This is a genomic window from Halorubrum marinum (genome assembly GCF_048381195.1).
Classification (GTDB): Archaea; Halobacteriota; Halobacteria; order Halobacteriales; family Haloferacaceae; genus Halorubrum.
This window is the reverse complement of sequence record NZ_JBLWMM010000008.1, coordinates 54,629-80,035: the sequence shown is the minus strand read 5'-3', so window position 1 is coordinate 80,035 and position 25,407 is coordinate 54,629. Positions and strand designations below refer to the sequence as shown.

Here is a 25,407-nt window from a genome sequence, read left to right as displayed (position 1 = left end):
TAGCCCAATCCGGGCAGGTCCCAACTGAGACGCTATGGACGTGTCCGAATCACGCCTTGTCGGTTGAAACCCGTTCATAGATTGAATACTACTGTATGCCAGACATTTACATGTACAGACGGATACATATATAAATAGGGGGCCAAACCTACGAACTGATAATATTACCTGTGGCGGCTCTTCAGTCCCGATTATCGCTGCATCGGCTGAGTGGTGGCGATCTTACTGCTTGCGGACAAGTACGATGATGAGACCCATAATTGCAAGTAGTGCCACTCCGACTCCGAATCCAGGGCTCTCCGTCGAAGTCGTTTCCGAATCAGGGTTGGGCGTTGACGCTGGCGCGATCGTTACCGTCGCTTGCTGTCCCCCAAGCCGGTAGATGTGTTCGCCCGCCTCTTCGACAGTCGCGTTGTAGCTAATTGTGCGCTTCTCGTTCGGAGCTAACTGGATTCGTTGTGTCTTGAGCGGCTTTCCGTTCTGATAGAGTGTAAGATTTCCTGCTGCTGGGAACGCGTGGGTATTCCGTATCGTCGCGATAATCTCGACCGAATAGTTGGACGTTCCTGTCGTCGTGGTATCTTGGGATTCAATCGAAATGACAGTTGGCTGTGCGGGCTTTCGAACACTCACGGCTACCTGACCCCCTCCAACGACTAGGCTGTACTCACCTGCCGTAGAGAAGGTGTGAGAGAAATTCAGCGTCTTTGTCGCACCCGCTGCGAGACGGCCTTGCTGGCGATCCGTCTGATTCCCATTCACCTGCACCCGCGCATCATATTCGCCTGCTGTCCCGCCGGTATTTGACGCTACTATCTTTAGGTTGAGGGTTTCACCCGTTGCGAGTCTAATCGGTCGATCCGAACCAACGGCTCCCGTACGGTACGGACCACTCACACGGTAGCTTGTTGCATTCTCTGGATCGGGGAGCGTGTAACTAATTCGTGCTGGCGTGGCTCCGAACACCTGCTCGTGCGTCTGCTGATCCCACGTTTAAGGTATCTCTCGAGTCGACGTGTACCGGTCGGTCAGCGTTACTGTATCGTCGCCGCCGATTTGGCGTACCATCTCGCGAAATTCTGGGCCGGTTACAGGGTCATTCTGGGTGTTCATCCGGCTGAGTACATCCACGACATCGGCGGGCATCGAATACTGGAGTGTAACAACTATCTCACCCGGCATTTCTGGTGTCCGTTCTAACTCTTGGGTGAGTTCGATCGTCCGGGCTGTGGCTGAGGAGGTAGCTTGGGATGCTTCCAGCGGAACTGTGGAAACAGAATTGTTGGATGCTAGTGGTCGCTCTTGACTGGTTGAACCGACAGCTGCTGCTGCCGGTGTACACGCGCTCAGAACAAGAACTCCGACAAGTAGAAATATCGACGCACGAAGTTTCAAATCACAGTCCTTGTTCACAGACGGTCTTTTCGATAGGATTCCTTAAGTCCCGGTCGTGATCACAGTAGAGGACCGGGTTGATTCGTGGCACTACCAGATCCAAGGTAAAGGAAGAACTGACAGTAATCCGAGTAGCTCTAGATGGTTGTCTGGGAGATATCTGAGGGTGTTTCACACCGGTTCGATGGTGGGTGTTTCAGCCGTCACATCGACTTCCATAATCTCGGTGCCGGTGGCCGTGTGATCGTGGAGAAATGAGCTGATTTCAGGATCGTTCTGGAGCAGGCGACGCAGGAGTCGCCGCCAGGTGGGTTGCTGATTTGCCCCAACAACGATAATATCTGCGTTGATCTGGGTGGCTTCTTCGAGGATCACTTCCTCGACGAGGAACCCCTGACGCGTGGTCACTGAGGCTTCAACGCCATCGAGTGTTGATGAAATTGATCGAGTGATTTCCGCTGTTTGGGTTTTGTCTCCAGTCTGATAGAGATTGACGTGGAGAACCCGGAGGTCCGCTGGGGCATAGTCGTGTGCGAGTCGACCAGCGGTTGCGAGTGTTCGGGCACTTTGATCGGTGAGTGGATATCGGATCGGTACAAGAATTGTCGTGAGATTAGTCATCGAACTCCCCCTGGCTAGTGAACAGAAGTAATCACTTCTTAATCCTACGGACCCATTTATCAAACTAAAAATTTCCGGGTGATTCCACAGGTGTAATCACTGCTGTTGTTCTCAAATTCATTGGACATATTGGGATTAAGTGCGATCAGAAATTGGCTATACAGGAAAGACGAGGGAATTTGAGGGGGTTATGATTTACTAGGTGACAAGTGAATTATTAAATTCTCATTATTATGCCTGTATCTCTACCTTTTATTGTGAAGGCATCGGTAGTCCCTACTTGTCAGAGGCACTCATTGTATACTCTCCCAATTAAAACCGCGGATTATACGGCCCTCACCCACCACTCGGATATTTATGTTATCCAGCGTCAATGATCCGCGTGTGTCCCGACCTCTGAAAGAGAGTAGGAGTCCAGCTGGCACAGGCCCACGATAGCAATAACTGGGCATCAGACATTCGCTTAAATATAAACGCTTATTCACTTCCTCTGGGAGAGATATAGTCGTATGACTGATTTAATCGTCAAAGCAGCCGTGAAGGACGCACTTTCGGACCACAACGTCTCGGCAGATTTCTACGACGCCCTCAACGAAGAGGTCGCCGAACTGCTCGACGACGCCGCAGAGCGTGCCGAGGCCAACGACCGGAAGACGGTCCAGCCCCGCGATCTGTAGGCCTGCGTAACGCAGCCAACCCCGCCACTCGAACGTAGCTTTTTGAGGTTCCTGTTCAGAAGTTAGGAAACGGAGATGGCGGACGCACCGGATACCGAACGGCAGGCGGTCGAACCCGATGCGAGAGAGGTCCTTAGCGTGTCCCAGCTGAACGACCGGATCGCGTCGGTCGTCCAGGACACGCCTGCCCTCAACGGCGTCCGCTGTATCGGGGAGGTCACTGACCTCCACAAGAACAGTACGGCGCTCTACTTCACGCTCACCGACGGCGAGGCCGAGCTCCCATGTATGATCTGGGCGAACCGTTACCGGGAGATGGACGCCGACCTCGAGGACGGGACCGAAGTCATCCTCGAGGGCGATATCGACTACTGGGTCGAAGGTGGGAAAATCGACCTCAAACCGTGGGAGGTGATCGTCGTCGGCGACGGCGACCAGGCGGCTGCCGTTGAGCGACTGCGAAGCGAACTCGAAGAGCGTGGCTGGTTCGACGACGAGCAGAAACAGCAACCGCCGGCGTTCCCGGAGCGGATCGGCGTCGTCACGTCCCTTAGAGGAGACGCCCGGTACGATATCCAGAACGCGATCCACGGACAGGACCCCACCGTCGACATCCTGGTGAAGGACGCAACCGTCCAGGGGTCGAACGCGCCGACGTCCATCGCGAACGGCATTCATCATCTCGACCGCTCGGAGGACGTCGACGCCATCATCGTCGGTCGGGGCGGTGGGAGCGATTCGAACCTCCAGGCCTTCAACACCGAGCGGGTTGCGGAGGCGATCTTCACCGCGAATACCCCGGTGGTCACCGCGATTGGACACACTGATGACCGACTCATCGCGGATCAGGTGGCGGACGTCGCGACGATCACGCCGACCGCCGCCGGCGAGTATATCGTGAACTCCCGCCAAGAGTTCCTTGCGAGTGAGATCGAGCCGCTGGAGCAACAGCTCGACGGCGCGTACGAGACCTTCCAGCAGGAGCACGAACACGAACAGGAGCTCGCCGAAGCAGTCGATGAAGCGACTGCACCCGAGGGGATCTCACCGATTTACTACAAAGTCGCGATCGCTGTGTTGCTATTGCTGTTGCTGGTCATCACCGGACTTTGGCTAGGGGTGATCTAACCGTGGCAAAAGACTCCGAAATCCACGATCGGCTAAGTCGCGTCGAGGAGATCATTGAGCAGCTCGACGCAGATGAGTGCGACCTCGACGAAGGTACAGCACTTCACGAGGAGGGTCAGGAACTCCTGACCGAGGTTCGAGAGGTCCTCGACGGGGGAAGCGGCGAAGTTGTGGAGCTCGAGTAAGTGAGCTGATTCTCACTCTTAACCAACAGACTTCTTCCTCCTGCGCCTTCGTTGGTTAAGTCCTTTCCTACGAGGTCAACAAGTGATTTGGTTATAATTTATCCGATAAACTTGCACCACTTGGTAGCCAGAAAGCATTTAGGTATCATCCAACTACCGCGCCAATATGTACCGTGACTCAACCGGTGCATACCCATACCCGCATGTATGATTACGAGGTCAGTCACCATCGAAGACATCGATGACCTGTACCTGATGTGGAACGACCACATCAACGCCTCCGCCCTCTATCGCCGCGCCCTCCGCGAGGAAATGGAAGTCCGCGGTGTTGACCCCGATGAACTCCGCGACCTCCTCGAACGGGCCCGCGAGCAGGGCTACACGCTCGACGAGATCGCAGAAGACACCAACCGATTCGACGACCTACAGTCGCTCGTCGAAGAGCAACAGAACCAGCCACCAGCTGGAGACGCCACAGATGATTGACTCGCTATGTCACAGGACCAGACTCCCTCCGACCCTGAGCCTAGCGTCGAAAACCAGTCACCGCTGACCGGGAAGATCCCTCGGCAGGCAGCGCTCACCGTCGTCCTCCTGAGCCTGTTCGCTGTCCAGCCGGTCGCCGCCCAGAGTAACGCGGTCTGTAGCGCAGACAACCTCCCGAGCATGATTGAGGGGTTCTTCCAGCTGACCACCGCGCTGGGGATCGTCGGCCTCGCAATCGTGTGGCAGGCTGACTCCCTCATCGAGATGTTCACCCTCAATCCCGAGCAGAAGAAGGGGCTCAAGCGCCACAAGCGCTCGGCGATGAAGTCCGCGGTCGTCCTCGTCGTCCTCGGCCCGCTCTACACCGTCGCCGGGTCAATGATGGGCCTCCCGCTGGCGCAGTGCGTCGACCTCGTCCCCTGGTAAGCACTCCACAGCCCCGTTGCGAGCCCTATGAACCACCGAGAGCTCTCCGTGCTCATGGCCGGCTTGCTCGCGACGAGCCTAGTCACGGGTATCGTCGCCGCTGACCCGCCGCGACCAGGTACGGAGGGGAACGGGCTCACGGAAAACGAGTCGGCAACGCTGTGGTCACGTGATGCGGACAACTACATCAGCCAAGAAGAGTACCGCCAGCGCTACGGCGAGAACCGCTCCGCCGTCCATCAGGTCGCCAACGGGACGGACGTTACGTTCAAACGACCGCCGGCGACTGCGGCGACGTGGACGCGGAACGACTTTGAGGATCTCGACGCCGGCGGCCCAGATACGTCCGTACATCCACCGCACGCGGACCTCGAGGAGGGCGTCTTCATCGAAGATGCTCACGCGACGATCTTCGCGGTCCAGCCCTCTACTCGTGGCCACCTCGAGTCCGGTGAAACCCCACTCTACATCGCGCCGAATGGGACGATGCGCGGGTTCGTTGATTACCGCGTTCGCGTCCCCAACGGGAGTTCCTCCGGCAACACGACTATCTCGTGGTCGCTCACGGAGCACGAGATCGAAGAAGTCCGGTTGAAGAAGGACGGCGAGACCATCGCCGAGCGTGACGGAGCCCATACGCCTGCCCTCGACTACCAGATTGAGGATGACTGGAGTGCGAATCTCACGCTGGAAGCGGAGATTAGCGTCCGGCTGAAGAAGACCGTCAGGACCGACCTGGGTGACCGGACGGACGTCGACGTCACCTATCGGACGGAAACACGGAACGTCTCCGATTCGATCGCCGTCGAGATCTACGACCTCTCGGCGTACCCCTACTACGCCGAGTATCCGAACGGCGATGCCGGCGTGGCCATCTTCCAGTCGCGGCCGTGGCAGGGGTACACGCTCACGGAGGACGGTGAGGCACGGGTCCGTGGCATCTGGCGGTTCTACACCGCTCGGAACACCAACTGGGACACGCTCGTCCGGTCGAATCGCACGGATAGCGCCACCGTCGAGTCAGACGCGATTCCGGTGTACGTCCACGCCTATCCCTCACGGATCGGGCCGCGTGCCGAGCCGGTTCGAGACGGGCCGGAACTCATCGAGACCTGGGGGACTGACCGCCCGTCACCAGTCGGCACCATCGGTGAGAACATCAATATCGACATCGTCAACCAGTCGTACACGACGACGTACGGCGTCGCCGTTCGAGCTGAGAACGTCGATCGAGAGGCGCTGCACGTTGCGGGCATCGTCCGGGGCGTGAATGCGTCAATCGTCGAGCCGGATGCCGGGTCCGAGCGACAGCTCCGCCGCAGTAATCTCACTGTCGAGGTCATCCAACAGAATCAGTCGCAAGCCACGCTCAGGGTCGAACTGCGGGACAATCAAACTGGTGCGCCGATCGCGCTCGACGATAGCCGTCAGTATCCAATCGGCGGCACCACCCGGAACGGGTACATCACAGTCGCGGATCAGCGCGTCGAGACCAACGCCTCGGGGGTGGCGATCGTGACCATCGACGAACCGGGCATCTACACGGCTCGGTACCATCCGGGCTCGTGGCTCGGTCACGACCCGGCGTACGTGAGTGATACCGCGACGGCCCGGTGGCACCCACTCGGGACGATCGACGGCTGGTTTGCGCTGGTGTTCGAGGTCGGCTGGCAGCTCCTGCCGTTCTTCGTGATGTTCTACGCTGGCAAGCGCCTCCTTCGGATGCTCGGCCCAGAAGACATCTTCGGACAGAAACCATGACTCAGGACAATCCCCACCTCAGTAGACGGACCGCCCTCCGAACAGTTGCCGGCGCCGCTCTCGTGAGCGTGGCCGGATGCCTCAACAACGGCGATTCCCCGGGTGGCGGGAACTCAACACCGTCTGATGAAGGAGGAGTTATCCAGCAAGTCACTGTAGAGGGGACAGAAATCGTCGTTGAATACTCCTCAGAGGAGGAAGTCGACCAGATCAATCTCGTTCAGCCGAATGGGGAACTGTTCGGTCAGCGAGAAACCGCTGCTGGGTCACAGCAGGTCTCTTTCGAGATCGGGACTTCCTACGAGCCTGGAGAGTATACTGTCGTGGCTCTCAGCGGTGAAGAAACGCTAGCTGAGACTTCCTCACTGATACAGCCGGAAATTGGAATTCAAGAGGTCGGTCTTTATCGGAATAACCCTGAGAAGCCGTGGGACGAAGTCTACGGAGACACCGAGACGGATCGGCTAAAGAACGGGGAAGCGTACGTCACCGTCGAAAACACCGGAAGCGGACCAGAAGCGATTGTTGAGTTGATTTTCTCCGGTGATGTTCCAAACCCTGTCGAAGATCCCCGAGATAGCGGGATGTATGAAACCGAGCAGGTGGTGATCTCGCCGGGAGAGACTACCGACCTGTTCAGTAGTTCGTTCCCGTTTGGTTCTGAATCTGAGGAGGGAATGGGATGCTCCCCGGACGGGAACAGCGGCCAGTTCACCGTCACAGTCCGAACCCAGGTTGGCGGCGACCAGGTATCGAAATCCTTCGATGTACAGTACTCCGGATCCACGGAGATGAGTGACTGCGAGGTTTCAATCACGGAGGCCTAACGATGGTGGACCTGATAGACGTCGTTCTCGAGGGCTTCAAAGACGTCGTCGATTGGTTCATCGGTCTGTTCATGGACGGGCTTCGGTCGGGGTATCAGACGCTGACCGAAGAGATGTTTGGCACTCCGACTCCCCAGACTGACGGGACGTTCATTTTCGGAGAATCAAGTAACGCCCCTTGGCCAGCAATTCAGGAAGGACTCATCGGTGGCGAGATCATGTTGATTTCTCTGCTGCTACTCGTGATGAGCGTTCAGGGACGACACACCATCCGCATCTTCAATATCGGGAGTGCGTACGAGGCTCGGAAGACCAAGAAGACTGCCTGGGTCGGAGCCTTTCTGATTATTACCTGGTACTGGATTGGAGCGCTCGGACTCTACCTTGTTGATGGGTTCACGATTGCCCTGATGCCGGAGCTGTCCTCGCTGGGCTCTGCTATGCTGCAGTTCATAACGGGGTCGATTACCAATCCCGGTCTTGGTCTCCTCTTTGCTCTCATCGGAGGAATCTCGATGTGGGCACTGGAGGCGCTGTTCTACATCCGGCAGATTCTCCTCTACGTCTACCTGTATGGGATGCCCATCGCGTTCGCCGTTGCGTATGGCAATATCCCAGTCCTCTCTGATGTCGCGATGGGGTTCAGCAAACGGTTCGTCCCATTGGCCATCCTACCCCTGCCTGCGGCGATAGTCCTCAAAGGATACGACCTACTCTACTCTGGAGGGGCGTTGACGCCGGGATCAGCGTTCCTCAAGTATCTCGTTGCGGCTTCACTTCCCCTCGTTGCGCTCTATGTCACGTGGAAGACGTTCAAGTACGCGACCCCGCTGACGGCGAAGGTTCTCGGTGGTGCGACGAAAGGAGCGGCCCTCATCGGCGGTGTCGCCGCTGGAGCCTACATCGGCGGCGCCGGCGTCGCGACGACCGCGGCCCGGTGGGGACCGAAGGCCGCAGCGGGACACGCTGTGGCGCAGAAAGCTGCAGCCCGGGGCGCGAACAGCGACGAAGACAGCGGGACGCCGTCGTACCGGCGGACCGAGAACGACCCTGGAGGCTACTAACAATCCATGTCCATCGACGAAGACGCAGCCGCACGGCGCATCATGGACCAGTTCGGTGAGGAGAGCCGCATCCCCTACCTCAACATCGAGGAAGGCGACGTCGGCGTCCTGATCGCCTTCCCGATCGTCGGCCTGTTCATCGCTGGCCTCACCGGCATCGAATCACTCGCCCTCCCGTTCGTCGCAGGTGGGTTCGGGTTCGGCGTCGCAATCGTCTACGTCTCGCCCGACCACCTGAATGCGTGGACGTGGACGAAAGACGTCTATCGCTACGTCAAACGCCCCCAGATCACGTTCAGCGCCCCGGAGGACGCCGACAGTAGCACCAACGAGACAGAGCGGAACGAGGGCGGGCTCGCGAACTACACACCGTTCAAGCCCGACGAGCGGACGCAGGACCTCACGAATATCGAGCGGGCGTGGCCGGGCGCTGGCGCGATCCAGCGCGCGGACGGCACGATGGAGGCGTTCATCGAGATCGACCCCGGCAACATGGACTTCGCGATGTCCGACGACTGGGCACAGCTCCAGGACGCCGGCGAAGAGTTCGCCAACAAGGAACTCGACTCGAAACTCAAACTCCACGCCACGACCCGCTCGTTCCCGGTCGAACAGATCACCGAGAACATCGAAGACCGCCTGAACGACGAGGACGTCAAAGAAAATCCGATCTTCCGGGAACTCCTCGAGGAGTATCGGGAGACGCGGCCGAAGGAGATGCGAGAACGGGGCATCCAGCAGGTGCGGTACTACGTCGGCGTCGAGGTCACCCCACTGGAGGTCTACGACCGCTTCCGCGACGAGGGGACGCCGGCCGAGAAGCTGACGCAGTTCCCCGTCATCGGGTTCCTGTTCAACCCGTTCGTGACCCGCCGCGAGGACCTCACCGACGTCGAGCGCCGCGCACAGATGTTCGAGAAGCTGGATAGCCGGGTCAACGATGTGCGGTCGGAGTTCATCCAGCAGGCCTCCGGGTGGTCCGCACGCCGGCTCAGCACGGTCGAACTCTTCGTGTTGAATATGGACTTCTGGAACGGCCGCGAACACGACTACGACGACGCAGAGAACGTCGTTCGTGAACAACCCATCATCGGCCACTCGCGCCGGGAGGATGCCCACGATGCGTAACCTCGTCCTCCAGACGGGCAGCGGAGCCGTCGGCCAGCTCACGGAGTGGGTCACGAATCCGACCTCAGCTGAAGGTGCGGCTCTCTACATCCTGCTCGCGGTACTAGTCGGGATCGGCGGGAAATTCCTCTGGGACTGGTACACCGAAGACGACGAGGAAGAGGTCGAGTTCTCGGATCTCCTCGACGAGGAGACCATCGAACAGGGCGCGGCCGAACGCCAACTTCTCGACGACATCGCCGAGTCACACAAAACGGTGACCGCGCCGGCGGCGATTGAGTGGGAGACGCGCGCGGCACGGGTCGGCGAGCAGTGGACGACGACGCTGTACATCGCTGACTACCCGGACTACCCCAACGACGGCTACCTCTCCGAGCTCTTCGAGATGACGGACGTGCAGTTCGATTTGACGGCCCACATCACGCCGAAGAACCAGGAGCGGGCGCGGAACGAACTGCAGGATATCGCTGACGACCTTCAGGTGGACGCTGACCTTGAACAGAGCGTGCGGAGTGCCTACCTACAGGAACGCGCCAACGAGGCCGCAGCGACGTACAAGGCCGTCGAGAACGGCGCGAATGTCTTCGACCAGGGGATGTTCATCACGGTCCGGGCCGACGAGAAGGAGGACCTCCGCGACGCCGTCCAGAAGGTCAAGAGCGCGCTCCGCGACGACCCGGCGAACCTCACGCCGAAGACGGCGATCTGCCGGCAGGATCTCGCCCTTCAGTCCGCCGCACCCATCGGTGACAACGAGTTCGGGCGGACGTCGATTGCGCTCGGCGGCGCCGTCGGCGCGCTGCTGTCCTCGCCGCACAACGCGACGATCCTCGAGGAGGGCGGCGTCGAGTTCGGGATTCACAAAGACAACCAGAGCCCGGTCGTCATCGACCCGTTCGCGCGGGACAACGGGTACGCGATGTTCACCGTCGGCGACACCGGCTCCGGGAAGTCGTTCAGTTCGAAACAGAACTTCATCCGGTCGATCGAGCAGAGCAAGGACCGTATCGGCATCATCCTCGAGCCGTTGAACAACTGGGCGGGGGTCGCCGAAGCGCTCGATGCCAAACGCATCACGGTCGGCGGGACGCTCGGCCTGAACCCCTTGGAGATTCGGGAGACGCCCGAGCACGTCCAGCGGGCGATGGGCGAGGACGCGAGCCCGTTCAACGAGAAGCTCGACGACGCTATGAGCTTCCTCACGAACTTCTTCGCGCTCCGGGGCATCTCGCTGGGCGACCGCCGGACCACGCTCGAACTCGGGCTCAAGCGGGCGTACAAGCGCAACGGCATCACCGACGACATCTCGACGCACGACAACCCGAGTCCGACGATTCAGGATATGATGGACGTCTTCGAGGAGATGGTCAACGACCCAGAGGAGTTCGTCGTCCGGTCCGACGAGGAGGCGGGGAAGATCAAAGAGGACGCGACGTGGCTCCTCGACCAGCTCCGCCCCTTCGAGGACGACGGTCGGCACGGCAACCTCGGCCAGGAGTCCGACTTCGATATCCGCGACGAGAAGGTCATCTACCTCGACCTCGCCCAGCAGGAGGGCAGCGTCGACAGCAGCACGGCGCTGACGATGCAGCTCCTGATCTCGCTGGTGTACGAGCGGGCGAAAGTCTCGGAGAAGGAGGTCGTGTTCTACATCGACGAGGCGCGCTACATCATGCAGGACGCCGCGAGCCTGGCGTTCCTCGAGACGGTGTTCCGCCACCACCGGCATCACGACCTCTCGATTCGACTGGTCACGCAGACCGTCGACGAGTTCTTCGAGCACGCCGAGAGCGAGGCCATTCTGGACCAGTGTGCGGTCAAGCAGTTCCACCGCCTCGACGGGATGGACGAGGAGTGGGCCGACGAGTTCGGCCTGAACTACGCACAGATGCGGTTCGTCCAAGATGCCGTGCCGGGCAACGAGGACGCCGGCTTCTCCGAGGCACTCGTGGGCGTCGACGGCGAGTGGCGCGGCATCCAGGTCAAAGCGATGCCCAAGGAGAAGCAGGTCATCGACTTCGACCCGACCTCACAGGTCCGATCCTCACTGCCCGGCGCCGGCGACAAAGCCGTCGATACCGAGATGGAGGAGTTCCAGGAAGAGCTCGAGCATCGAGCAACGAACGGAACGAACGAAACGAGCGAACTGAACGAGGACTCAGACGCCGTCGAAGCTGAGCCAGACGGCGGGACTACGGAGGAAACCAACGATGGCTGAGTACCTGCGCGTCACGCCGACATCCGAGCGGCTCGACCCGGAGAGCATCCCCCGAGTCCTCGACAGCCTCCACAAACTGACCACGCCCGGCTCGTCGGGCCTCGGGGCGAAGCTGAACCCACTCCACAGTGAGACACCACCCCGATTCGAGTTCCTCGCAATCAGTGATGGCCCCGACGACCCGGTGGAGTTCTTCTACGGGGCCGACGCCCACCTCGATACGGTTGAGAAACGCCTCCGCTCCATCTATCCGGCCACGTTCGACATCGAGCGCGTCGACGTCGACGTCGCCGCTCGTCTCATTCAGCCAGTCGAGTTCACACCGCAGGAATTCGTCGACCACTACGAGGCCGGGCGGCTGCAGTACGAGTTTGACCCGGCAGAACAGTACGATATCGACGAGGAATCAGTGGATTCCGAGGCAGCCGAAGCAGACCCCGTTGTCGACGGCGGTACGGCAACCACGAGCGTCCCCGATCATCACGTTACTGTCGGGGGCTCAGCCCTCGAACTAGCGCCGCCCGATGCACTTCCAGACGACGAGGAAGAGCGACGGGCCATCGAGAAGCCGACGATGACACCGGCGGGAACGATTCTGGCTCGCCCGGCACAGGATGCTGTCTCGCCGCTCGGTGTCCGGTGGTGTGGCTCCGCGTCGCGGAAGCAGGACTGGATGACCTCGCTGACGTCGTTCACGGCAGAGGAAACGAACGGCGGCCTCTCGTCCGTCGACGAACCGGGCGCGGCGCTGGCGTCGCTGATCGACCACCTGATGGAGGCGACAGCGCCGACCGCGTTCCAGGTGGTCTTTCAACGGCGTGCCAGCTGGCAGTCCGACGCGGAGGTGCGGAAAGAGGATCTCGTCGACGGCCGCGACACGTTCTTCCAGGAGGTCGTCGGGTCGTTGCTCGAGGTCGAGGACCAGCGGAGCGATCAGGACGACCGGCAGCTCAGCGAGGCCGTCGAGAAGCGAATCGAGTACATCGACGCGAAGAACGCCAAACGGTCGTTCACAGTCAACATCCGGGCCGTCGGCGTCCCCACCGACGACACCCGCGACGACCTCGATAGTCGGATGGACTCGCTCCTCCCCGTGTTCGACCCGCTTGATGGGCCGTTCTACGAGGTCGAGGGGCAACGCCTCCGGGACAGCGGCTTCCGTGAGAAGACGAAGGAGAAGAAGGCACGGGCCGCTCTCCAGCGCCTCCTCAATCGCGAGTTGACGACGGGCCGGGGGAAGACACGCCCCGAGCTGGTCCTCTGTGGGACGGAGCTCGCGAACTTCGTCCTCGTTCCATCCTCCGAACAGTTGACCGTCGAAGGGACGCGGGGAACCAGAGCCGAACAGCAAAGTCGGAACCCGCTCCCGTGGCCCAATCCGGATCTGATCCAGCAGTTCCAGGACGGGATGGCTATTGGCTACGCGCTCGACGAAAACGGTGAGCCACGACCAGACCCGATCCGGATTCCGCCAGATCTGTTGCCGACGCATTACGGGCGGTTCGCCTCGACTGGTGGCGGGAAGTCGAAGGCCATCATCAACGACGCCCTCTCGCTCCGCGAGACGACGGGTGGCCCCGTCGTCCTCGTCGACCCGAAGGGGGACGGAATGTGTGAGAACTACCTGCGCTGCCACTACGAACGATTCGGTGGCTTGGACGACGTCTACCACTTCCGCGTCCCGGAGACCATCCCCGCGTTCTCGTTCTTCGACATCCGTCCCGCGCTCGAGGCCGGTCGCAACCGAGAGGACGCGATTCAGGACAAGGTCGACCACTTCCACGACATCCTCCGGATGATTATGGGTCGCGAGCAGTACGGGCAGGCGTTCGTCGCGAACGAGATCCTGAGTTACCTAATCAAGGCGCTGTTCGACGAGGAGTACGGGAGCGACGTGTTCGGGCTGGACGACCTCTTCGCCGCCGCGCTCCGGATGCAGCGCGACCAGACGATTCCCCCGGTCTCGGCGGACAACCAGAACATCGAGGAATCGCTGACGCGCCACTTCGCGAAGGACAACCACCAATTCCAGGTCTCGATGGACGCCGTCGGGAACCGTCTCGACAAGCTCAAAGAGGACGCACATCTCCGGCGGATCTTCAGCCACGTCCCCGAGCAGAACGAAGCCGGCGAGTACGTCGACAACCGCTTCGACTTCCGCGAGTTCCTCGATGAAGATGCAACCATCATCTTCGACCTCGGCGACCTCCGGCCAGAGGCACAGCGAGCGATCACACTCCTGCTGTTGAGCAACCTCTGGGACGCCGTGCAGGTGCGCCGTCGCGACGGTCAGACGGACTACGAGAAGCTCACGAACCTCATCATCGAGGAGGCGGCGCCGGTCGCGTCGACGAAGCTCGTCTCCGAGCAGCTCCTGCCGCAGGGCCGGTCGTTCGGCCTGAGTATGGGGCTCGTGATGCAGTTCCCCGAACAGGTGCGGAACCGGAACGAGCGGGCCTACGACGAGGTGCTGAACAACATCAAGACGAAGCTCATCGGCAACATCTCGATCGAGCGCGACCTCGCGGAGTCGCTTGCCCACGAGGACCTCTCTCCGACCGAACTCCGCAACCGAATCAACACGCTTCCGAGCGGCGAGTGGATTGCGCAGCTCCCGAGCCCGTCCTTCGGGGAGACTGGTCCGCCGCCGTTTTCGTTGAAGCCCCTCCCGATTGCGCCGGGGCATCCAGAAAGCGACCAGCCGCTCACAGAGCCCCAAGAAGACCATTTCGAGTCCGTGTCCCGGCCACGGATGGTCGAGCGGACACAGGCCCAGCACGGGCTAACAGAGCCGACTGAGTCGGACACTGATCCGGAGGAGACTGGCTGGGGGAGTTCGGGGGCCGAGACGACGGGTGCGGCTGCCGACGGCGACTCAAAAACGGACCCGACGCAATCCGCGTTCATCAGCAAATCGACGACCGAAGATGCGTCGACGTCGACCACGCCGACCGAGACGGACAGCGACCCAGATGCAGACGAGTCAGAGATGAGCTCCCTGTTCGGGCAGGCCACCGAAACGGACGAGGACCCAGCTGGTGACCAAGCAGGGCAGCCGGAGAACGGGGCAACGCCCGTCCAGGAAAGCAGCGTACCTGTCCCCGATGACGAACTCCGACAACGCGGGCTCAGCCGTGACGACGTCCGGTTCCTGAATCGGGTCCTCGACGTGATGAACCGGGAGGACGACGAGTACACGCTACTGGACAGGATGAGCCAGCTCCGGGACGAATACGACGACCTCCATATAGAGCGGCTCACAGAGCAGGATCTCCTGGAAGCGGACTCCGCTGCCGGGCGCAAGTACTACACCGTCCTCCCCGACGGTCGAGACCTCCTGGGGAGAGAATTGAAGGCGGGACCAGGAGCGGGCGATCTCGGCGAGAAAACGCCACACAAGGTTGGCGTCCGGCTCCTCGAACTGTGGTTCCACCAGCAGGACAACGTCGTTCGCGTGGACCCGTACTACGAAACCGACGACTGCACCGTCCTGGACGTGGCCGGCTTCGACGAGGACGGCGATCTCGTCTGGGCCGGCGAAGCAGAGCTCGCGAGTAACAACCGGCACGCCCCGGTCGAGGATTACGACAAACTCAGCGCGGTGGACGCCGACGCGATCTGGGCCTTCAACAATCGCGAGACGGCGCTCGACGTACTGGATAGCCTTGCCGACGCGGACCGAATCGACGAGCGGGTCAGCGGGCGGGCGGCACGGTCGTTTACGACCATCAGAGACGCCGTCGACGAGTTCGATGCTGCGGGGCTGACCACCGTTCGGGGCTTCAAAAATCTCGATCAAGACTTCAACCAATGACTTGGCGACAGGCGACCCGCGAGGAGATTTACGCCTACTACGCCGAGGAGTTCCCCCGCTATCTGGACGACCTGCCGGAATTCATCACGGCGACCGGTCCGAAACAGTACGCCATCGCCTTCCGAGAGTCCCACCCGGTGCGCAAAGACGGGGTGCCGGACAAGGACTTCATCCGGCGGGATACGTGGCAGACAGATCCGTCGGGGGACCGAACGACATCCGAGTTCAACGACTTCGAGGACGTCGTCGACTTCATTCAACACCCCGCTCGCAACGACCCGCTGGGGCGGAGCAAGTTCGCGCTTGCTGATCCGGAGGTGCTGGAGCAACCGGACCCACGGCCCGACGCCGTCTACTACGCGCTGGATCACTGGGAACGACCCTGGGTCCTCCTGGTCGACATCGACACGAAAGAGATCGCCCGAGACCGAGCGGACGAGATGGTGTCGGCGGACGTCGACAGTCGGGACGACGATGCGCTCCTCGACGCTGCGGGTATCCTCGACACCGCTCCCGAGGGGTATCCGTACGCCTTCGAAGACGTCGACCGCGCCATCGAGTACGGGTTCGAGGTGCGCGACATCTTTGAGGACGATTTCGACGCCGAGGAGACGATGGTCGTCTACAGCGGGCAGGGGGTCCACGTCTATCTGCTGGATACCGACCTGGCGCACCGGTACGACGAGCAGAGTCGCGAGGTGTTGAACGACCTCCTCCTCGAGACGTACGACATCCCGATCGACCCCGTCGTGACGGCCGACCGCCGGCGTGTCGCTCGTCTGCCCTACTCGCTGCACGCCGACGTCTGTAGCATCGTCCAACCTATCGAGAGTCCGGCGTTCGACGTTCGGTCGGCGACACCGGAGGTGATCGACGAATGAGCCCCAGTACGCCCACCGACGACGAGGACGCAGCGTATCGAGTTGCGGCACTCCCGCTGGAGTACGGTGAGACCCGCATCAACCAGCTGTTTACGCGTGGCTACAACCGATACGTCGTCGACGGCGAGGACCAGCCCGAGGACCTCGTGAACGACGTCGAGCGGTTCGGGACGGCGGCGTTCAAAGAGCAGGTTCGTGCTGACGCCGCTGAGGAGCCGTTCGTCGACGAGCCCGGGACGCTCGCCGTGCTTGCAACGCTGAGTGCGGTCTGTGTAAAGGATCACCCGAAGTTCGAGCACGCATTGCCCCGGAACATCCAGGTGCTCTACGACATCCGGCAGCTGTACGTCAACAATCTCGCCTCCCTCATCCGCGCCCACGGTGATGGATCGCTCCAGCAGGACATCGCCGACGTGCTGTACAGCAAGGAGCCCGGCGAGGATGGCCCACACCCTGGTCGAGTCTGTACGGGCATCACAGAGATGCCGGAGTTCGGGGAGGGTCTCTACCTCGAAATCCCGATGGCCGCAGCGTCACGCAAATGTCTCGTTCGGGAGGACCAGGGGTCGACGGGGAGTGACGATGGCGGGGAGATACTGACGCGAGTGAAAGACAACAAGCTGTACGTCCCGGTCGGTGATTTCGACAGCAAGTATCGGGACTATGCTGAGCGGGCGTTCAAGAAGCTCCTGCGGGTGCAAGAAGACGGGCTCTCCGACGACCAGCTGACGTGGCTGACGACGAACGAGTCCGCGATAACGGAGCGGATCGACCGCTTCCTCGAGACCGGCCATCACGAGCGCATCTGGCGGAACTGGGACCGTGGCGAACGGACGATTCGCGTCCTCCGGCGAGCCCTGAGTGACGCCCCCGACGACGTCGCCCAGAAAGGGGAGTTCCTTACAGCGAAAGAGCTCTATCGAGCGGTCGAGGCGTACGAGGCCGAGGACGACTGGGAATCATCCGTGACAGATTGGATCTCGAGTCCGAGCAGTCTCGCCAAGACGTTGGCCGACCACGAGTCACATTCGGCGGTCACCATCGACCGCGACGGGCGCGTCAACACCTATCGAATCGGGCGGGCCGGAACCGGCGCTGAACAGATCGAGGTGCGGGAAATCGAGGACCTCTTCGAACTCCCCTGTCTGGCGAATATGGAGGAGCGACTCCACGAGAAGAAGCCGGTTCGGAAGGATCTCTACAACTTCGCTCGGATGGTGATGTGGCTGCCGCAGTACCAAGACAGCAGCCTCGACGAAATCGTTGCGGACCTCAAGGACGTCTTCTCCAGGTGGCCGTGGTACGACGAGCAGGAAACTGAGTACCAAGTCCGCTACGAGTTCTCGAACACGATCGGCGGAGACACCCCGTTGCCGATGAACTGCGATAACGACGATATGCAGCGCTACTGCATCGGCCAGGACCAATGTCCCTACTCGATCTGGGGCAGTCTTCCGTTCCCGGACGAGATGTACGAACAAGTTGACGAGCAGTCTGCCGGCCCCGCTGAGCAATTCTAAATAATAGACTTCTCCTCAGATTTTCGAGAATCGTGTTGCAGACCAAAGCCAGTCTTTTCAGAATCCCCGTCGAGCAATTTTCAGCGGCTAACACAACCGGAATCGAGGGAATCGGGGTGTTTCACGATTCGAAGTACCGAGCAGGGGAGCCTCGAGAGACACAGAACAGGTGAAGCAGCGGCCCGGTGAAATTTAGATACCTCCGAAATCACCTTCATCACCCCCTCGTCGAGCAAATTTTGGGACTCCAGTATCGCTCCCGAACTCGTCGAGGTGTTTTCTACTGCCTCAAATCGGCCCGACGGAGTTCTTCTTCGATTTGAGGCCGTCATATCGTCTTGCATATCGCGGATTTCGTCCAAAGAAAGAGGCGATATGCAGTGTGCGAAGGCCGCCGGCTCTCTCAGGCCGAGGGGCCGTCATCCAGAGTTTGGATCCAGTAATCTATCAGATTTAGCGCATAGGTTGACAGGGTGTGTGTCAGTGGTGTCTGTCGCCCCCGCGAGGGGGTGGCGGGGCGCATCACGTGCCCCCGATAGACGATGGCTTCGGAACAACGCAGCAAGACACGAGCAGCGCATCAGGCAGGAACTACCCCCGACGGTCAAGCACCGTGGGAAGACATCGAGGTAACGGTTCCGACCGACCGGGATCACGCGTCCGTCGTAGCGCTCGTGGAGTGTTCTCTCGTCGAACTCACGCACGAGGCCGTGGGCGCCGTCTTCATCTCCCGGCAGGTCGGGCGGTCGACGCGGACGCAGTACGTCGCAGCCGACGACGTCGGCGAGCAGTTCCAGAAACGGCACTTCGACGACCGGCTGGGCTGGCACGAGACCACCGTCCCTCGACGAACCGTTCGCGACGAGCTCATTACTCAGCTCACGCGGTCGGCCTCGACGCCGGCGGAGCGGTCAGGTGAGGGAGTAGCCAGCGAGCCAGATACCTTCGTCGTGAAGCCAGTTCGAGAGCTCCGAACGCCGTAGCGGTTAGGCTTAACCAACATCTTCGGCCGATATCGACACAGTGTTGGTTAACTCTGGGGCTATCGCGACCCCTTTTTCCAGAACAGGACCACAGCTGGAATCGCCATTTTCGCAAGGAAGACTACGGACTGAGTGCGTATCGCAGAATGTTACCCACTTAATCAAATTGTCTAGGTCGCGTGAAAACCTACTGGACTCTTCCGTATGAAGCACGTACTATCTGTTTATCACAGACCTCACGTCATCGGGGAACGCCCCCCGTTCCGATCCCCCCTCCGCTGATTTAGACGTTGCTAAACTCCGTCTTGAATTGAGCGAAAAGTCCTTGGAAGAATTAGTGGAAGATGGGGTAGTCAAGTGGGATCCCGAGAGAAATATTGTAAAGAAAGGCCCCCACTTCGACAAGGAACGTCCCCTCAAGAGCTAATTCAGGATTCGACATGGTGTATCATGCCACAATCGTATTCCTCTCCGCAGTCTAAAGAGAAGGATGCCTGTACAGGATCCAACTACCAAACGGGAGTTTCAAGAAGCGATGGATGACCTCATTCTTCGTGCACTTGAGAACGGTGTTCCCATAGACAATGGAGGATACGAACTACGCCATGACGCCGAGACTCGAGACTTAGAAGTGATGATTTTCCGGTTGAAGAAGTCGGGATAATGACGATGACTAGCAGCCCTGAGCAGGATTTTCACCCCATCGCTGAATTGAGAAGGGGATATTGCGCCTAACTAAAATCAGTCGAATAACCCCGCCCATCGCCCTACTCCTCGAGTAAGTATACCTTGGCGGCCGGTCGGCTCGATTGACCGTCGCGACGGGTTTTATCGGGTCGCTACTCCTCGTGAGCGAGTATGGTCGTCGTCGAGGAGGTCACCAAACTGAGCGAGCGCCGCAACCAAACCTCGTCCGAGGCGTTTCCGGACGATGCGCTGGCGTCGATTCGGTCGGCCGTCGAGGCCGTCCCAGCAAGCGTCTTCGACGGCTCGACGAAGCACACAGAGGTCGGCGGCTTCGATGCCGCGATCGCCGACCGGCTCCCGCAGTACGAGTACGAAGGAGACGCCGCCGGCGGCTACAACCCGAACTGCAAGCTCTGGTCGCATCAGGGTTTTAACTACAGCGTCGATCTCTACGACGCCGACGCCCGCATCGCCATCGAGGTCGAGAAGAGCGAACGGAAGAACGTCAGCGACGATCTCCTCAAGTTCCAGAAGGGGTACCGCACCAAGAAGGACGGCCGGCCGAAGATCGAGTTCGGCTGTCTGGTGGTGCCGGTGAACTACCTTGGTCGGCATAACCTCTACCAGCACAGCCTGACAAAGCTCGACTTCATGAAGGGCGTCCTGTTCATCGACGACGTCGCCGTCATCGGCTATCGCGACCCGCGACCGGACTGACCCTGTCCGCCCTGACTGTTTGTCGGCGCCGGGAGGCGTGCAGCGCGCAACAGCGTGCGCTGCGTGACTCACCATGCCTGGTCCCGATCCTCACGACGACACGAGTCGCGACTACGAACAGTTCGAGAAAGAACTGCTCGCCCAAGACCGCGACGCCACCAGCGTCGACACGGCGGACATCGACGACACGACGGCCCAGCGCCTGGTCAGCGATCTCGTCGATGCGGACGTCGTCACTTCGGTTCCCGAGGACCAAGTTCTGGTTCACGAGCCGAGCGGTACGGCGTTCGACTCGACAACGCAGCTGGCCGTCTTCCACCGTGGCTGGGTGGCCGCACGCGACGCCGACGGGGAGGGCGAGTGATGCAGCAGACTCTCGTCGGCTGTGCGTTCTGTGACGCCCCGCCCGGTACCGAGACTGGCGAGGCGCATACTTGGGGGCAGGACGAGCGGGTCACCCACCCGATCTGCGTGGACTGCGCGATTCAGACGGAGCCGGATCCCGACGAGTGCGATCACGTCGCCTGTGACGGCTGTGGACTGGTCGTCGACACACTTGCGGCACTCACCCGATTCCGGGTCGAACTGGGGCATCTGGAAGGCCCGTTGCAGCTGTGCGCACGTTGTAGTCCGGGCGGGCTCGCGACGTACTGGACGCGCGATCTCGAGGAGCATCTCGTCACGACGCCGGCGGAGTGACCCCAACACTCTTTACTGTTTCGCTGTAAACTGTAATCAAGAACAACCCGTGTCACGCACCTCAAACCGCGCCGACGGCGACATCGTCCAAGACTTCCTGTCGGTCGCTGACCTTCTCGAGGAGCCACAGCTGGCCCAGCTGTACGCGTACCTCGCTCGGGAGGGCGAGGCGACCGTCCAGAACGTGATGGACGACCTCGAACTTGCCCAGGGGACCGCCTACAGTTACGTCAACCGGCTCGTCGACGCCGGCGTCGTCGACGTCACCGACGACGAGCAGCCGCGCCGGTACGCCGCCCGGGAGATCGACCTGACAGTGACGACAGCTGCTGGTGACCGCGAGTACACCATCACGCCGGCGCTCATCGACGCCGTCGGCCGCCGCGAGACGGACGCCGACATCGACACGTACATCGACCGCCACGGCGTCGCCGGCCTCGCGACCGCGCTCACCTACGCGATTGCTCGGGAGCGTGGGGAAGTGACCCACCGGCTGATGGCGGAGGATCTGGACATCTCGCCGCTGGCTGCGGAGATGATCCTCCAGGCACTCCGGCCTGTCGTCCACGAGCACTACGACATCGAGGTGACAGGGGCAGGACTCGACGAGTTGGACATCGATGACGGCGACGCAGCTGACGACGCGTGAGCCGGCTCCACATCGCCGACACCGGCCTGTTCGTCGCGATGGGACAGCCGTCGAACAGCCGGTACCAGGCCGTTCGGCGGTTCACTCGCCGGAACGACATCATCTTCGTCCTGCCCGAACGGGTGTACGAGGAGCTAACCACCGACGACCCCGATGTCGAGAAAGTGCCGATTGACACCGCGATCGACGAGGGGTGGGCAACGGTAGCGGTGCCGCTCGAGTTCTCCGAACCTATCGTCTCGCGGACGATGGATGGCGTCCAACGGTATATCGCGAACGCCGACAACCGCCCTGCCGACGAGGTTGAACGGGCGGACCCAGCCCTCGCGGCTCTGGCTGCCCAGCACCTCAGTACGGGGACGGCGACCGAAGTGTACATCTACACAACGGATATCGCGGCCGGGGAAGGAGCCGAAACGGTGCTTGCCAGTGAGGGCTACGGGGATTCAGTGACGTTCGTGAACGGATTCCGGTTCATCGAGGATCTGGTCGCCGGAGACGGCTGACGCTACTCGGGGTCTAGATCACGAGCGTCGATCTCACCGGCGAGATACGCTTTTCCTTGGCGAGTGATGTCGTAAACGCCGTTGCCCAGGTGGACGACGAGGCCATATTCGACCAGCGTCTTGCAGCGGGCATTGATGTGTTGGCGGGAAAAGCGCACGCGATCGCTGTCCGCCATTTCCTTCGGGGTGTCAGGGCCGTCCTCAGAGAGATGCTCCAGAATGCGGTCATCAGCGCGAGACATCCAGTCGGCGTCAAAGCGCATAATCGCTTCTGGTTGCGCCGACGCTATCCCAAACGCGCTAAGTCAAGTAGCAAAGCGTTACGCTTCTGTGGTTGACTCCAAACGTTTTAAGCGCCAGCCACGTTAAGGGTCGAGCATACAGATGCATTCCCCGTCCATCGGCAGTTCGGATGGATCGAGTGACCTACTCGTTGAAATCATCGAGACACTGGAAGCGTGTGGGCTCGAGGACGACACCTACCAGCTCCACGATTACGTGGATCCGGGTGCGCTCGAACAGCTGATTGCCTCCGCCGATGAGGAGATCGTCGTTCAGTTCACTGTCGAGGGGATTCCCCTTGCTGTCTCACCGGACGGTGTGGACGTCATCGTCGAGGACGAGTCCGACTCGGTCGACGAATAACGACCGCAGCAGTTGAGATAGCGATTACTCTCGAAAGCCCTCGGCCGCTCGACGTCCCGCGACCGCCGCTGCGCGCCTCGTGCCTGCGGTGCTTGCGGGGTCGGGGGACGGCCGAGACGGCCTCGCCCTTTCTGAGTCCGCCAGGAGTGTCGCTGGCCCACCCAGCGACGTGATCGGCTGGACAGGTGTGTACGTACCGGCCCGCCCCGCTCGCCGCTGCCGCCCTCCGCGTCGCTCGCGACCGACCATTCCGGGCGTGCGGGCGCTCTCCGCACCGCCCGCGCCCGTTCCGGGCTAAAATGAATCTGGTCTCGACGCCAGCGGGTAAGCGCGAGGGGTTGCGCGGCGTAGCTGCTCACCCTATCCCTGCCATTCATCAGTTCGGTACTGAAGATACTGGTCAAGAGAACTTGCAGCAGATTCCCCTGCCTCAAATCGTTCGTCCCAATACTTTCGTCTCAAATCAGCACGGAGGTCATTTACTGCTTCTATGAACTCATCCGAGTAGTCGTACATTCGGAAAGGGAACCACAATAGTCCTCGACCCAATCCTCGGAAAGTAGTATAACCGAACAAATCCTCATGCTCCGGATTCTCTAAAATTCGGTTAAAAGCAATCTCAAACGGAATGATACCCCCAGAATGCAAGACCATCGTCAGGTTCGAATGCCCTTCTAAATAAGAGGAATCGTCACGCTCAACGAGCGTATAGCCTATAATTTCGATATACCGCTGTAAGAGTAATATCGAACTTGCTGCAGGAGGGTGTGTAACAGCATATTCCAATAAATCACGCCACGCACCAGAGATAAACATAGGTACGGTCCCATCATCATCGGGCCAGTCTACTGATTTGTAATGCTTCGCTGTGATTGTCATCATATGTAAGCGTATATTTATTAGAGCAGACACTTTCAAATTCTCGTGCTGTCTCGGGTCCCAGTCTTGACTAATGCTAAGACCGGTTCGATCCTTTTTGCCGAGCATCTCTTCAACAGTTGGGTCTTCCTGAGAAAGTTCTGAGTCAAACTCAGAAACGATCTTTTTGTACCATTCAACCTGGCGTTCAACGAGTTCTTTTATTGTAACATTCTGAACTAAGTTTTCGCTCGGAGTGATGCCATCAACCCACCTCATAATCTCGTAGGCATGTGGGGAGACTTCGTGGAAATGCTCGAAGTCCCGATTATTGATGTGCTGTCCGATAATATCTAATGAGTTCTCAACTGAGAAGTGCAGGGCTCGACTGTGCCCAGAGCCATCCTCAATTGGATCCGACAACCCCAACATAATATCGCTGTAGATGGAAATGAGAGCAAGGTCGGCAAGGGTATGACACTCGTATTCAGCTCCTTTTACACCGAGATCTCCCAAGTGGCCGATTGAACTCTGAGACAACTCAATGTAGTTCTTATCTACAGCACTCAGAGCGATACGAGGGAGATATTCACTAAATACAGGAGTGTACAAAATTCCAATTTTTTCGGCATCCCCAGTCGTTGCATACTGATCATCGTAACTCTCAGGCACGTTGATAGTGTTGACCTCGTTCGTTTTGACCAGGTCTTCAACAGTCTTGTCGGTGATTTCGTGAATGGCCTCTTCACCTTCGGATGCAACAGCAAGTTCGTCTCTCTGGATAGAGGTGCGAGTTAAGTCATATACTGGCTGTAACGGATGGTCTGCAAGAGAGTTTTCTGCGCCAGCATCGATAGACTGATTTCGATAATCTGTAGACGACAGCTGGGTCTGGTATTGCCGCAATAGATTTGTTGGGGTTGTTTGTTCAAAGAAGATACCAGCATAAATCGCGACTCCTAGTAAAACTGCGCCTGTTACCTCAACACTCCAGACGAACAAGGATTGCTGAGCATCCAACCCCAGAACTGGAAGTAATACCAATATACCGAGCGAAAGGAAAATCGACCCAATAGCAAGATACAGAGCTTCACGGAGTAAAGGTGACTTGACAAATAGCTTGATGAATGCTGGAGAATATCGAGCACTGACAATTTGGGTGGCAACGAACGCAACCGAAAAGACGATTGCCAGTACGGATGCTTGGGCTGTGATAAGCGTTTGAAGCGTACTGCTAATCATTCCAGAAGTTGCTGAATAACCTGGGAGACAATATCCAACAAAAAGACCGATAACCAAGAGAAGTAGAGCAACCGACCCCGCAAAAAGTCGCCTGCGAATTGGTGTCATATCTTCTGTTGATATGGGTGTCCGTTAAATAGTTCTCCTTTATGAGAATGATGGAGCACCGTATTAGTTTTTTTAGCGCCTGCAGAGGGTGCAGGCGCGCTCGGTTGCGCCTGCACGACACAGGTGATTCGAGATGCGACACCACTACCAGCAACAGGTGTACCGTCAGCCCGAGGGGCGAT

24 protein-coding genes and 1 pseudogene are annotated in these 25,407 nt (G+C 59.7%); 20 read left to right on the top strand and 5 right to left on the bottom strand.

Annotated elements, in window-relative coordinates; all coding sequences use genetic code 11:
- Positions 1-222 precede the first annotated feature (222 nt).
- The 3 genes and pseudogenes from ACNSN4_RS16405 to ACNSN4_RS16395 form a co-directional block, all read right to left on the bottom strand.
- Positions 223-633, bottom strand: a complete 411-nt coding sequence (locus ACNSN4_RS16405; protein WP_418286928.1) for a PGF-CTERM sorting domain-containing protein — start codon at positions 631-633, stop codon at positions 223-225.
- A 33-nt stretch (positions 634-666) separates the two neighbouring features.
- A pseudogene (locus ACNSN4_RS16400) lies at positions 667-897 on the bottom strand (hypothetical protein); the annotation flags it as partial.
- A gap of 669 nt (positions 898-1,566) precedes the next feature.
- A complete protein-coding gene (locus ACNSN4_RS16395) occupies positions 1,567-2,016 on the bottom strand; it encodes a universal stress protein (protein ID WP_418286907.1) in 450 nt (149 codons plus the stop codon).
- A 509-nt stretch (positions 2,017-2,525) separates the two neighbouring features.
- Here ACNSN4_RS16395 and ACNSN4_RS16390 point away from each other — a divergent pair.
- From ACNSN4_RS16390 to ACNSN4_RS16300, 19 genes are all read left to right on the top strand, one after another.
- Positions 2,526-2,693: a DUF1931 domain-containing protein gene (locus tag ACNSN4_RS16390; protein ID WP_418286906.1), complete on the top strand. Its 168-nt coding sequence runs from the start codon at positions 2,526-2,528 to the stop codon at positions 2,691-2,693.
- A gap of 75 nt (positions 2,694-2,768) precedes the next feature.
- On the top strand, positions 2,769-3,821 hold the full coding sequence (gene xseA, locus ACNSN4_RS16385) for an exodeoxyribonuclease VII large subunit (RefSeq protein WP_418286905.1): 1,053 nt from the start codon (positions 2,769-2,771) through the stop codon (positions 3,819-3,821).
- Between the two features lie 2 nt (positions 3,822-3,823).
- Positions 3,824-4,006: an exodeoxyribonuclease VII small subunit gene (gene xseB, locus ACNSN4_RS16380; protein WP_418286904.1), complete on the top strand. Its 183-nt coding sequence runs from the start codon at positions 3,824-3,826 to the stop codon at positions 4,004-4,006.
- A gap of 207 nt (positions 4,007-4,213) precedes the next feature.
- A complete protein-coding gene (locus tag ACNSN4_RS16375) occupies positions 4,214-4,492 on the top strand; it encodes a hypothetical protein (protein WP_008580506.1) in 279 nt (92 codons plus the stop codon).
- 6 nt (positions 4,493-4,498) lie between these two features.
- Positions 4,499-4,918: a DUF7985 family protein gene (locus tag ACNSN4_RS16370; protein WP_008580508.1), complete on the top strand. Its 420-nt coding sequence runs from the start codon at positions 4,499-4,501 to the stop codon at positions 4,916-4,918.
- Positions 4,919-4,945: 27 nt separating this feature from the next.
- Positions 4,946-6,679 (top strand): DUF8186 domain-containing protein, encoded by a 1,734-nt coding sequence (locus ACNSN4_RS16365; RefSeq protein WP_418286903.1) that lies wholly within the window; start codon positions 4,946-4,948, stop codon positions 6,677-6,679.
- Complete coding sequence (locus tag ACNSN4_RS16360) at positions 6,676-7,506, top strand: hypothetical protein (protein ID WP_418286902.1); 831 nt, start codon at positions 6,676-6,678, stop codon at positions 7,504-7,506. Before ACNSN4_RS16365 ends, ACNSN4_RS16360 begins: the two co-directional genes overlap by 4 nt.
- Before the next feature lie 2 nt (positions 7,507-7,508).
- Positions 7,509-8,570 carry a TrbL/VirB6 family protein gene (locus ACNSN4_RS16355; RefSeq protein WP_418286901.1) on the top strand — a complete coding sequence of 354 codons (1,062 nt, stop codon included), beginning with the start codon at positions 7,509-7,511 and terminating at the stop codon, positions 8,568-8,570.
- Between the two features lie 6 nt (positions 8,571-8,576).
- Entirely contained in the window at positions 8,577-9,698 is a 1,122-nt protein-coding gene (locus tag ACNSN4_RS16350) for a TraC-like domain-containing protein (RefSeq protein ID WP_418286900.1), read from the top strand.
- Complete coding sequence (locus ACNSN4_RS16345) at positions 9,682-11,916, top strand: VirB4 family type IV secretion system protein (RefSeq protein WP_418286899.1); 2,235 nt, start codon at positions 9,682-9,684, stop codon at positions 11,914-11,916. The genes ACNSN4_RS16350 and ACNSN4_RS16345 overlap by 17 nt, the downstream gene beginning before the upstream one ends.
- Positions 11,909-15,730 (top strand): ATP-binding protein, encoded by a 3,822-nt coding sequence (locus ACNSN4_RS16340; RefSeq protein WP_418286898.1) that lies wholly within the window; start codon positions 11,909-11,911, stop codon positions 15,728-15,730. The genes ACNSN4_RS16345 and ACNSN4_RS16340 overlap by 8 nt, the downstream gene beginning before the upstream one ends.
- Positions 15,727-16,611, top strand: a complete 885-nt coding sequence (locus ACNSN4_RS16335; RefSeq protein ID WP_418286897.1) for a bifunctional DNA primase/polymerase — start codon at positions 15,727-15,729, stop codon at positions 16,609-16,611. Before ACNSN4_RS16340 ends, ACNSN4_RS16335 begins: the two co-directional genes overlap by 4 nt.
- A complete protein-coding gene (locus tag ACNSN4_RS16330; protein WP_418286896.1) occupies positions 16,608-18,131 on the top strand; it encodes a primase-associated protein in 1,524 nt (507 codons plus the stop codon). Before ACNSN4_RS16335 ends, ACNSN4_RS16330 begins: the two co-directional genes overlap by 4 nt.
- 542 nt (positions 18,132-18,673) lie before the next feature.
- Entirely contained in the window at positions 18,674-19,114 is a 441-nt protein-coding gene (locus tag ACNSN4_RS16325; RefSeq protein ID WP_418286895.1) for a DUF8030 family protein, read from the top strand.
- Positions 19,115-19,972: 858 nt separating this feature from the next.
- A complete protein-coding gene (locus ACNSN4_RS16320; protein ID WP_008364298.1) occupies positions 19,973-20,518 on the top strand; it encodes a hypothetical protein in 546 nt (181 codons plus the stop codon).
- Between the two features lie 73 nt (positions 20,519-20,591).
- Positions 20,592-20,882: a DUF8069 family protein gene (locus tag ACNSN4_RS16315; RefSeq protein WP_418286894.1), complete on the top strand. Its 291-nt coding sequence runs from the start codon at positions 20,592-20,594 to the stop codon at positions 20,880-20,882.
- Entirely contained in the window at positions 20,882-21,217 is a 336-nt protein-coding gene (locus tag ACNSN4_RS16310) for a DUF7558 family protein (RefSeq protein ID WP_418286893.1), read from the top strand. The genes ACNSN4_RS16315 and ACNSN4_RS16310 overlap by 1 nt, the downstream gene beginning before the upstream one ends.
- Before the next feature lie 49 nt (positions 21,218-21,266).
- Positions 21,267-21,866 (top strand): DUF7437 domain-containing protein, encoded by a 600-nt coding sequence (locus ACNSN4_RS16305; RefSeq protein WP_418286892.1) that lies wholly within the window; start codon positions 21,267-21,269, stop codon positions 21,864-21,866.
- Positions 21,863-22,372: a PIN domain-containing protein gene (locus ACNSN4_RS16300; protein ID WP_418286891.1), complete on the top strand. Its 510-nt coding sequence runs from the start codon at positions 21,863-21,865 to the stop codon at positions 22,370-22,372. Before ACNSN4_RS16305 ends, ACNSN4_RS16300 begins: the two co-directional genes overlap by 4 nt.
- A gap of 2 nt (positions 22,373-22,374) precedes the next feature.
- Here the strand turns inward: ACNSN4_RS16300 and ACNSN4_RS16295 are convergent, their stop codons facing one another.
- On the bottom strand, positions 22,375-22,635 hold the full coding sequence (locus tag ACNSN4_RS16295; RefSeq protein ID WP_418286890.1) for a MarR family transcriptional regulator: 261 nt from the start codon (positions 22,633-22,635) through the stop codon (positions 22,375-22,377).
- A 121-nt stretch (positions 22,636-22,756) separates the two neighbouring features.
- Between ACNSN4_RS16295 and ACNSN4_RS16290 the strand changes: the two genes are divergently transcribed.
- Positions 22,757-23,017 carry a HalOD1 output domain-containing protein gene (locus ACNSN4_RS16290; RefSeq protein ID WP_418286889.1) on the top strand — a complete coding sequence of 87 codons (261 nt, stop codon included), beginning with the start codon at positions 22,757-22,759 and terminating at the stop codon, positions 23,015-23,017.
- Between the two features lie 360 nt (positions 23,018-23,377).
- Here ACNSN4_RS16290 and ACNSN4_RS16285 read toward each other — a convergent pair whose 3' ends face one another.
- Positions 23,378-25,225, bottom strand: coding sequence for a DUF2254 domain-containing protein (locus tag ACNSN4_RS16285; RefSeq protein ID WP_418286888.1), 1,848 nt, complete (start codon positions 25,223-25,225; stop codon positions 23,378-23,380).
- Positions 25,226-25,407 lie beyond the last annotated feature (182 nt).

Excerpts from the sequence above, each read along its gene's own strand:
- ACNSN4_RS16395 (WP_418286907.1), bottom strand. The coding sequence starts at position 2,016 with ATGACTAATCTCACGACAATTCTTGTACCGATCCGATATCCACTCACC.
- ACNSN4_RS16390 (WP_418286906.1), top strand. The coding sequence starts at position 2,526 with ATGACTGATTTAATCGTCAAAGCAGCCGTGAAGGACGCACTTTCGGAC.
- xseA (WP_418286905.1), top strand. The coding sequence starts at position 2,769 with ATGGCGGACGCACCGGATACCGAACGGCAGGCGGTCGAACCCGATGCG.
- ACNSN4_RS16375 (WP_008580506.1), top strand. The coding sequence starts at position 4,214 with ATGATTACGAGGTCAGTCACCATCGAAGACATCGATGACCTGTACCTG.
- ACNSN4_RS16370 (WP_008580508.1), top strand. The coding sequence starts at position 4,499 with ATGTCACAGGACCAGACTCCCTCCGACCCTGAGCCTAGCGTCGAAAAC.
- ACNSN4_RS16365 (WP_418286903.1), top strand. The coding sequence starts at position 4,946 with ATGAACCACCGAGAGCTCTCCGTGCTCATGGCCGGCTTGCTCGCGACG.
- ACNSN4_RS16360 (WP_418286902.1), top strand. The coding sequence starts at position 6,676 with ATGACTCAGGACAATCCCCACCTCAGTAGACGGACCGCCCTCCGAACA.
- ACNSN4_RS16355 (WP_418286901.1), top strand. The coding sequence starts at position 7,509 with ATGGTGGACCTGATAGACGTCGTTCTCGAGGGCTTCAAAGACGTCGTC.
- ACNSN4_RS16350 (WP_418286900.1), top strand. The coding sequence starts at position 8,577 with ATGTCCATCGACGAAGACGCAGCCGCACGGCGCATCATGGACCAGTTC.
- ACNSN4_RS16345 (WP_418286899.1), top strand. The coding sequence starts at position 9,682 with ATGCCCACGATGCGTAACCTCGTCCTCCAGACGGGCAGCGGAGCCGTC.
- ACNSN4_RS16340 (WP_418286898.1), top strand. The coding sequence starts at position 11,909 with ATGGCTGAGTACCTGCGCGTCACGCCGACATCCGAGCGGCTCGACCCG.
- ACNSN4_RS16335 (WP_418286897.1), top strand. The coding sequence starts at position 15,727 with ATGACTTGGCGACAGGCGACCCGCGAGGAGATTTACGCCTACTACGCC.
- ACNSN4_RS16330 (WP_418286896.1), top strand. The coding sequence starts at position 16,608 with ATGAGCCCCAGTACGCCCACCGACGACGAGGACGCAGCGTATCGAGTT.
- ACNSN4_RS16325 (WP_418286895.1), top strand. The coding sequence starts at position 18,674 with ATGGCTTCGGAACAACGCAGCAAGACACGAGCAGCGCATCAGGCAGGA.
- ACNSN4_RS16320 (WP_008364298.1), top strand. The coding sequence starts at position 19,973 with ATGGTCGTCGTCGAGGAGGTCACCAAACTGAGCGAGCGCCGCAACCAA.
- ACNSN4_RS16315 (WP_418286894.1), top strand. The coding sequence starts at position 20,592 with ATGCCTGGTCCCGATCCTCACGACGACACGAGTCGCGACTACGAACAG.
- ACNSN4_RS16310 (WP_418286893.1), top strand. The coding sequence starts at position 20,882 with ATGCAGCAGACTCTCGTCGGCTGTGCGTTCTGTGACGCCCCGCCCGGT.
- ACNSN4_RS16295 (WP_418286890.1), bottom strand. The coding sequence starts at position 22,635 with ATGCGCTTTGACGCCGACTGGATGTCTCGCGCTGATGACCGCATTCTG.
- ACNSN4_RS16290 (WP_418286889.1), top strand. The coding sequence starts at position 22,757 with ATGCATTCCCCGTCCATCGGCAGTTCGGATGGATCGAGTGACCTACTC.
- ACNSN4_RS16285 (WP_418286888.1), bottom strand. The coding sequence starts at position 25,225 with ATGACACCAATTCGCAGGCGACTTTTTGCGGGGTCGGTTGCTCTACTT.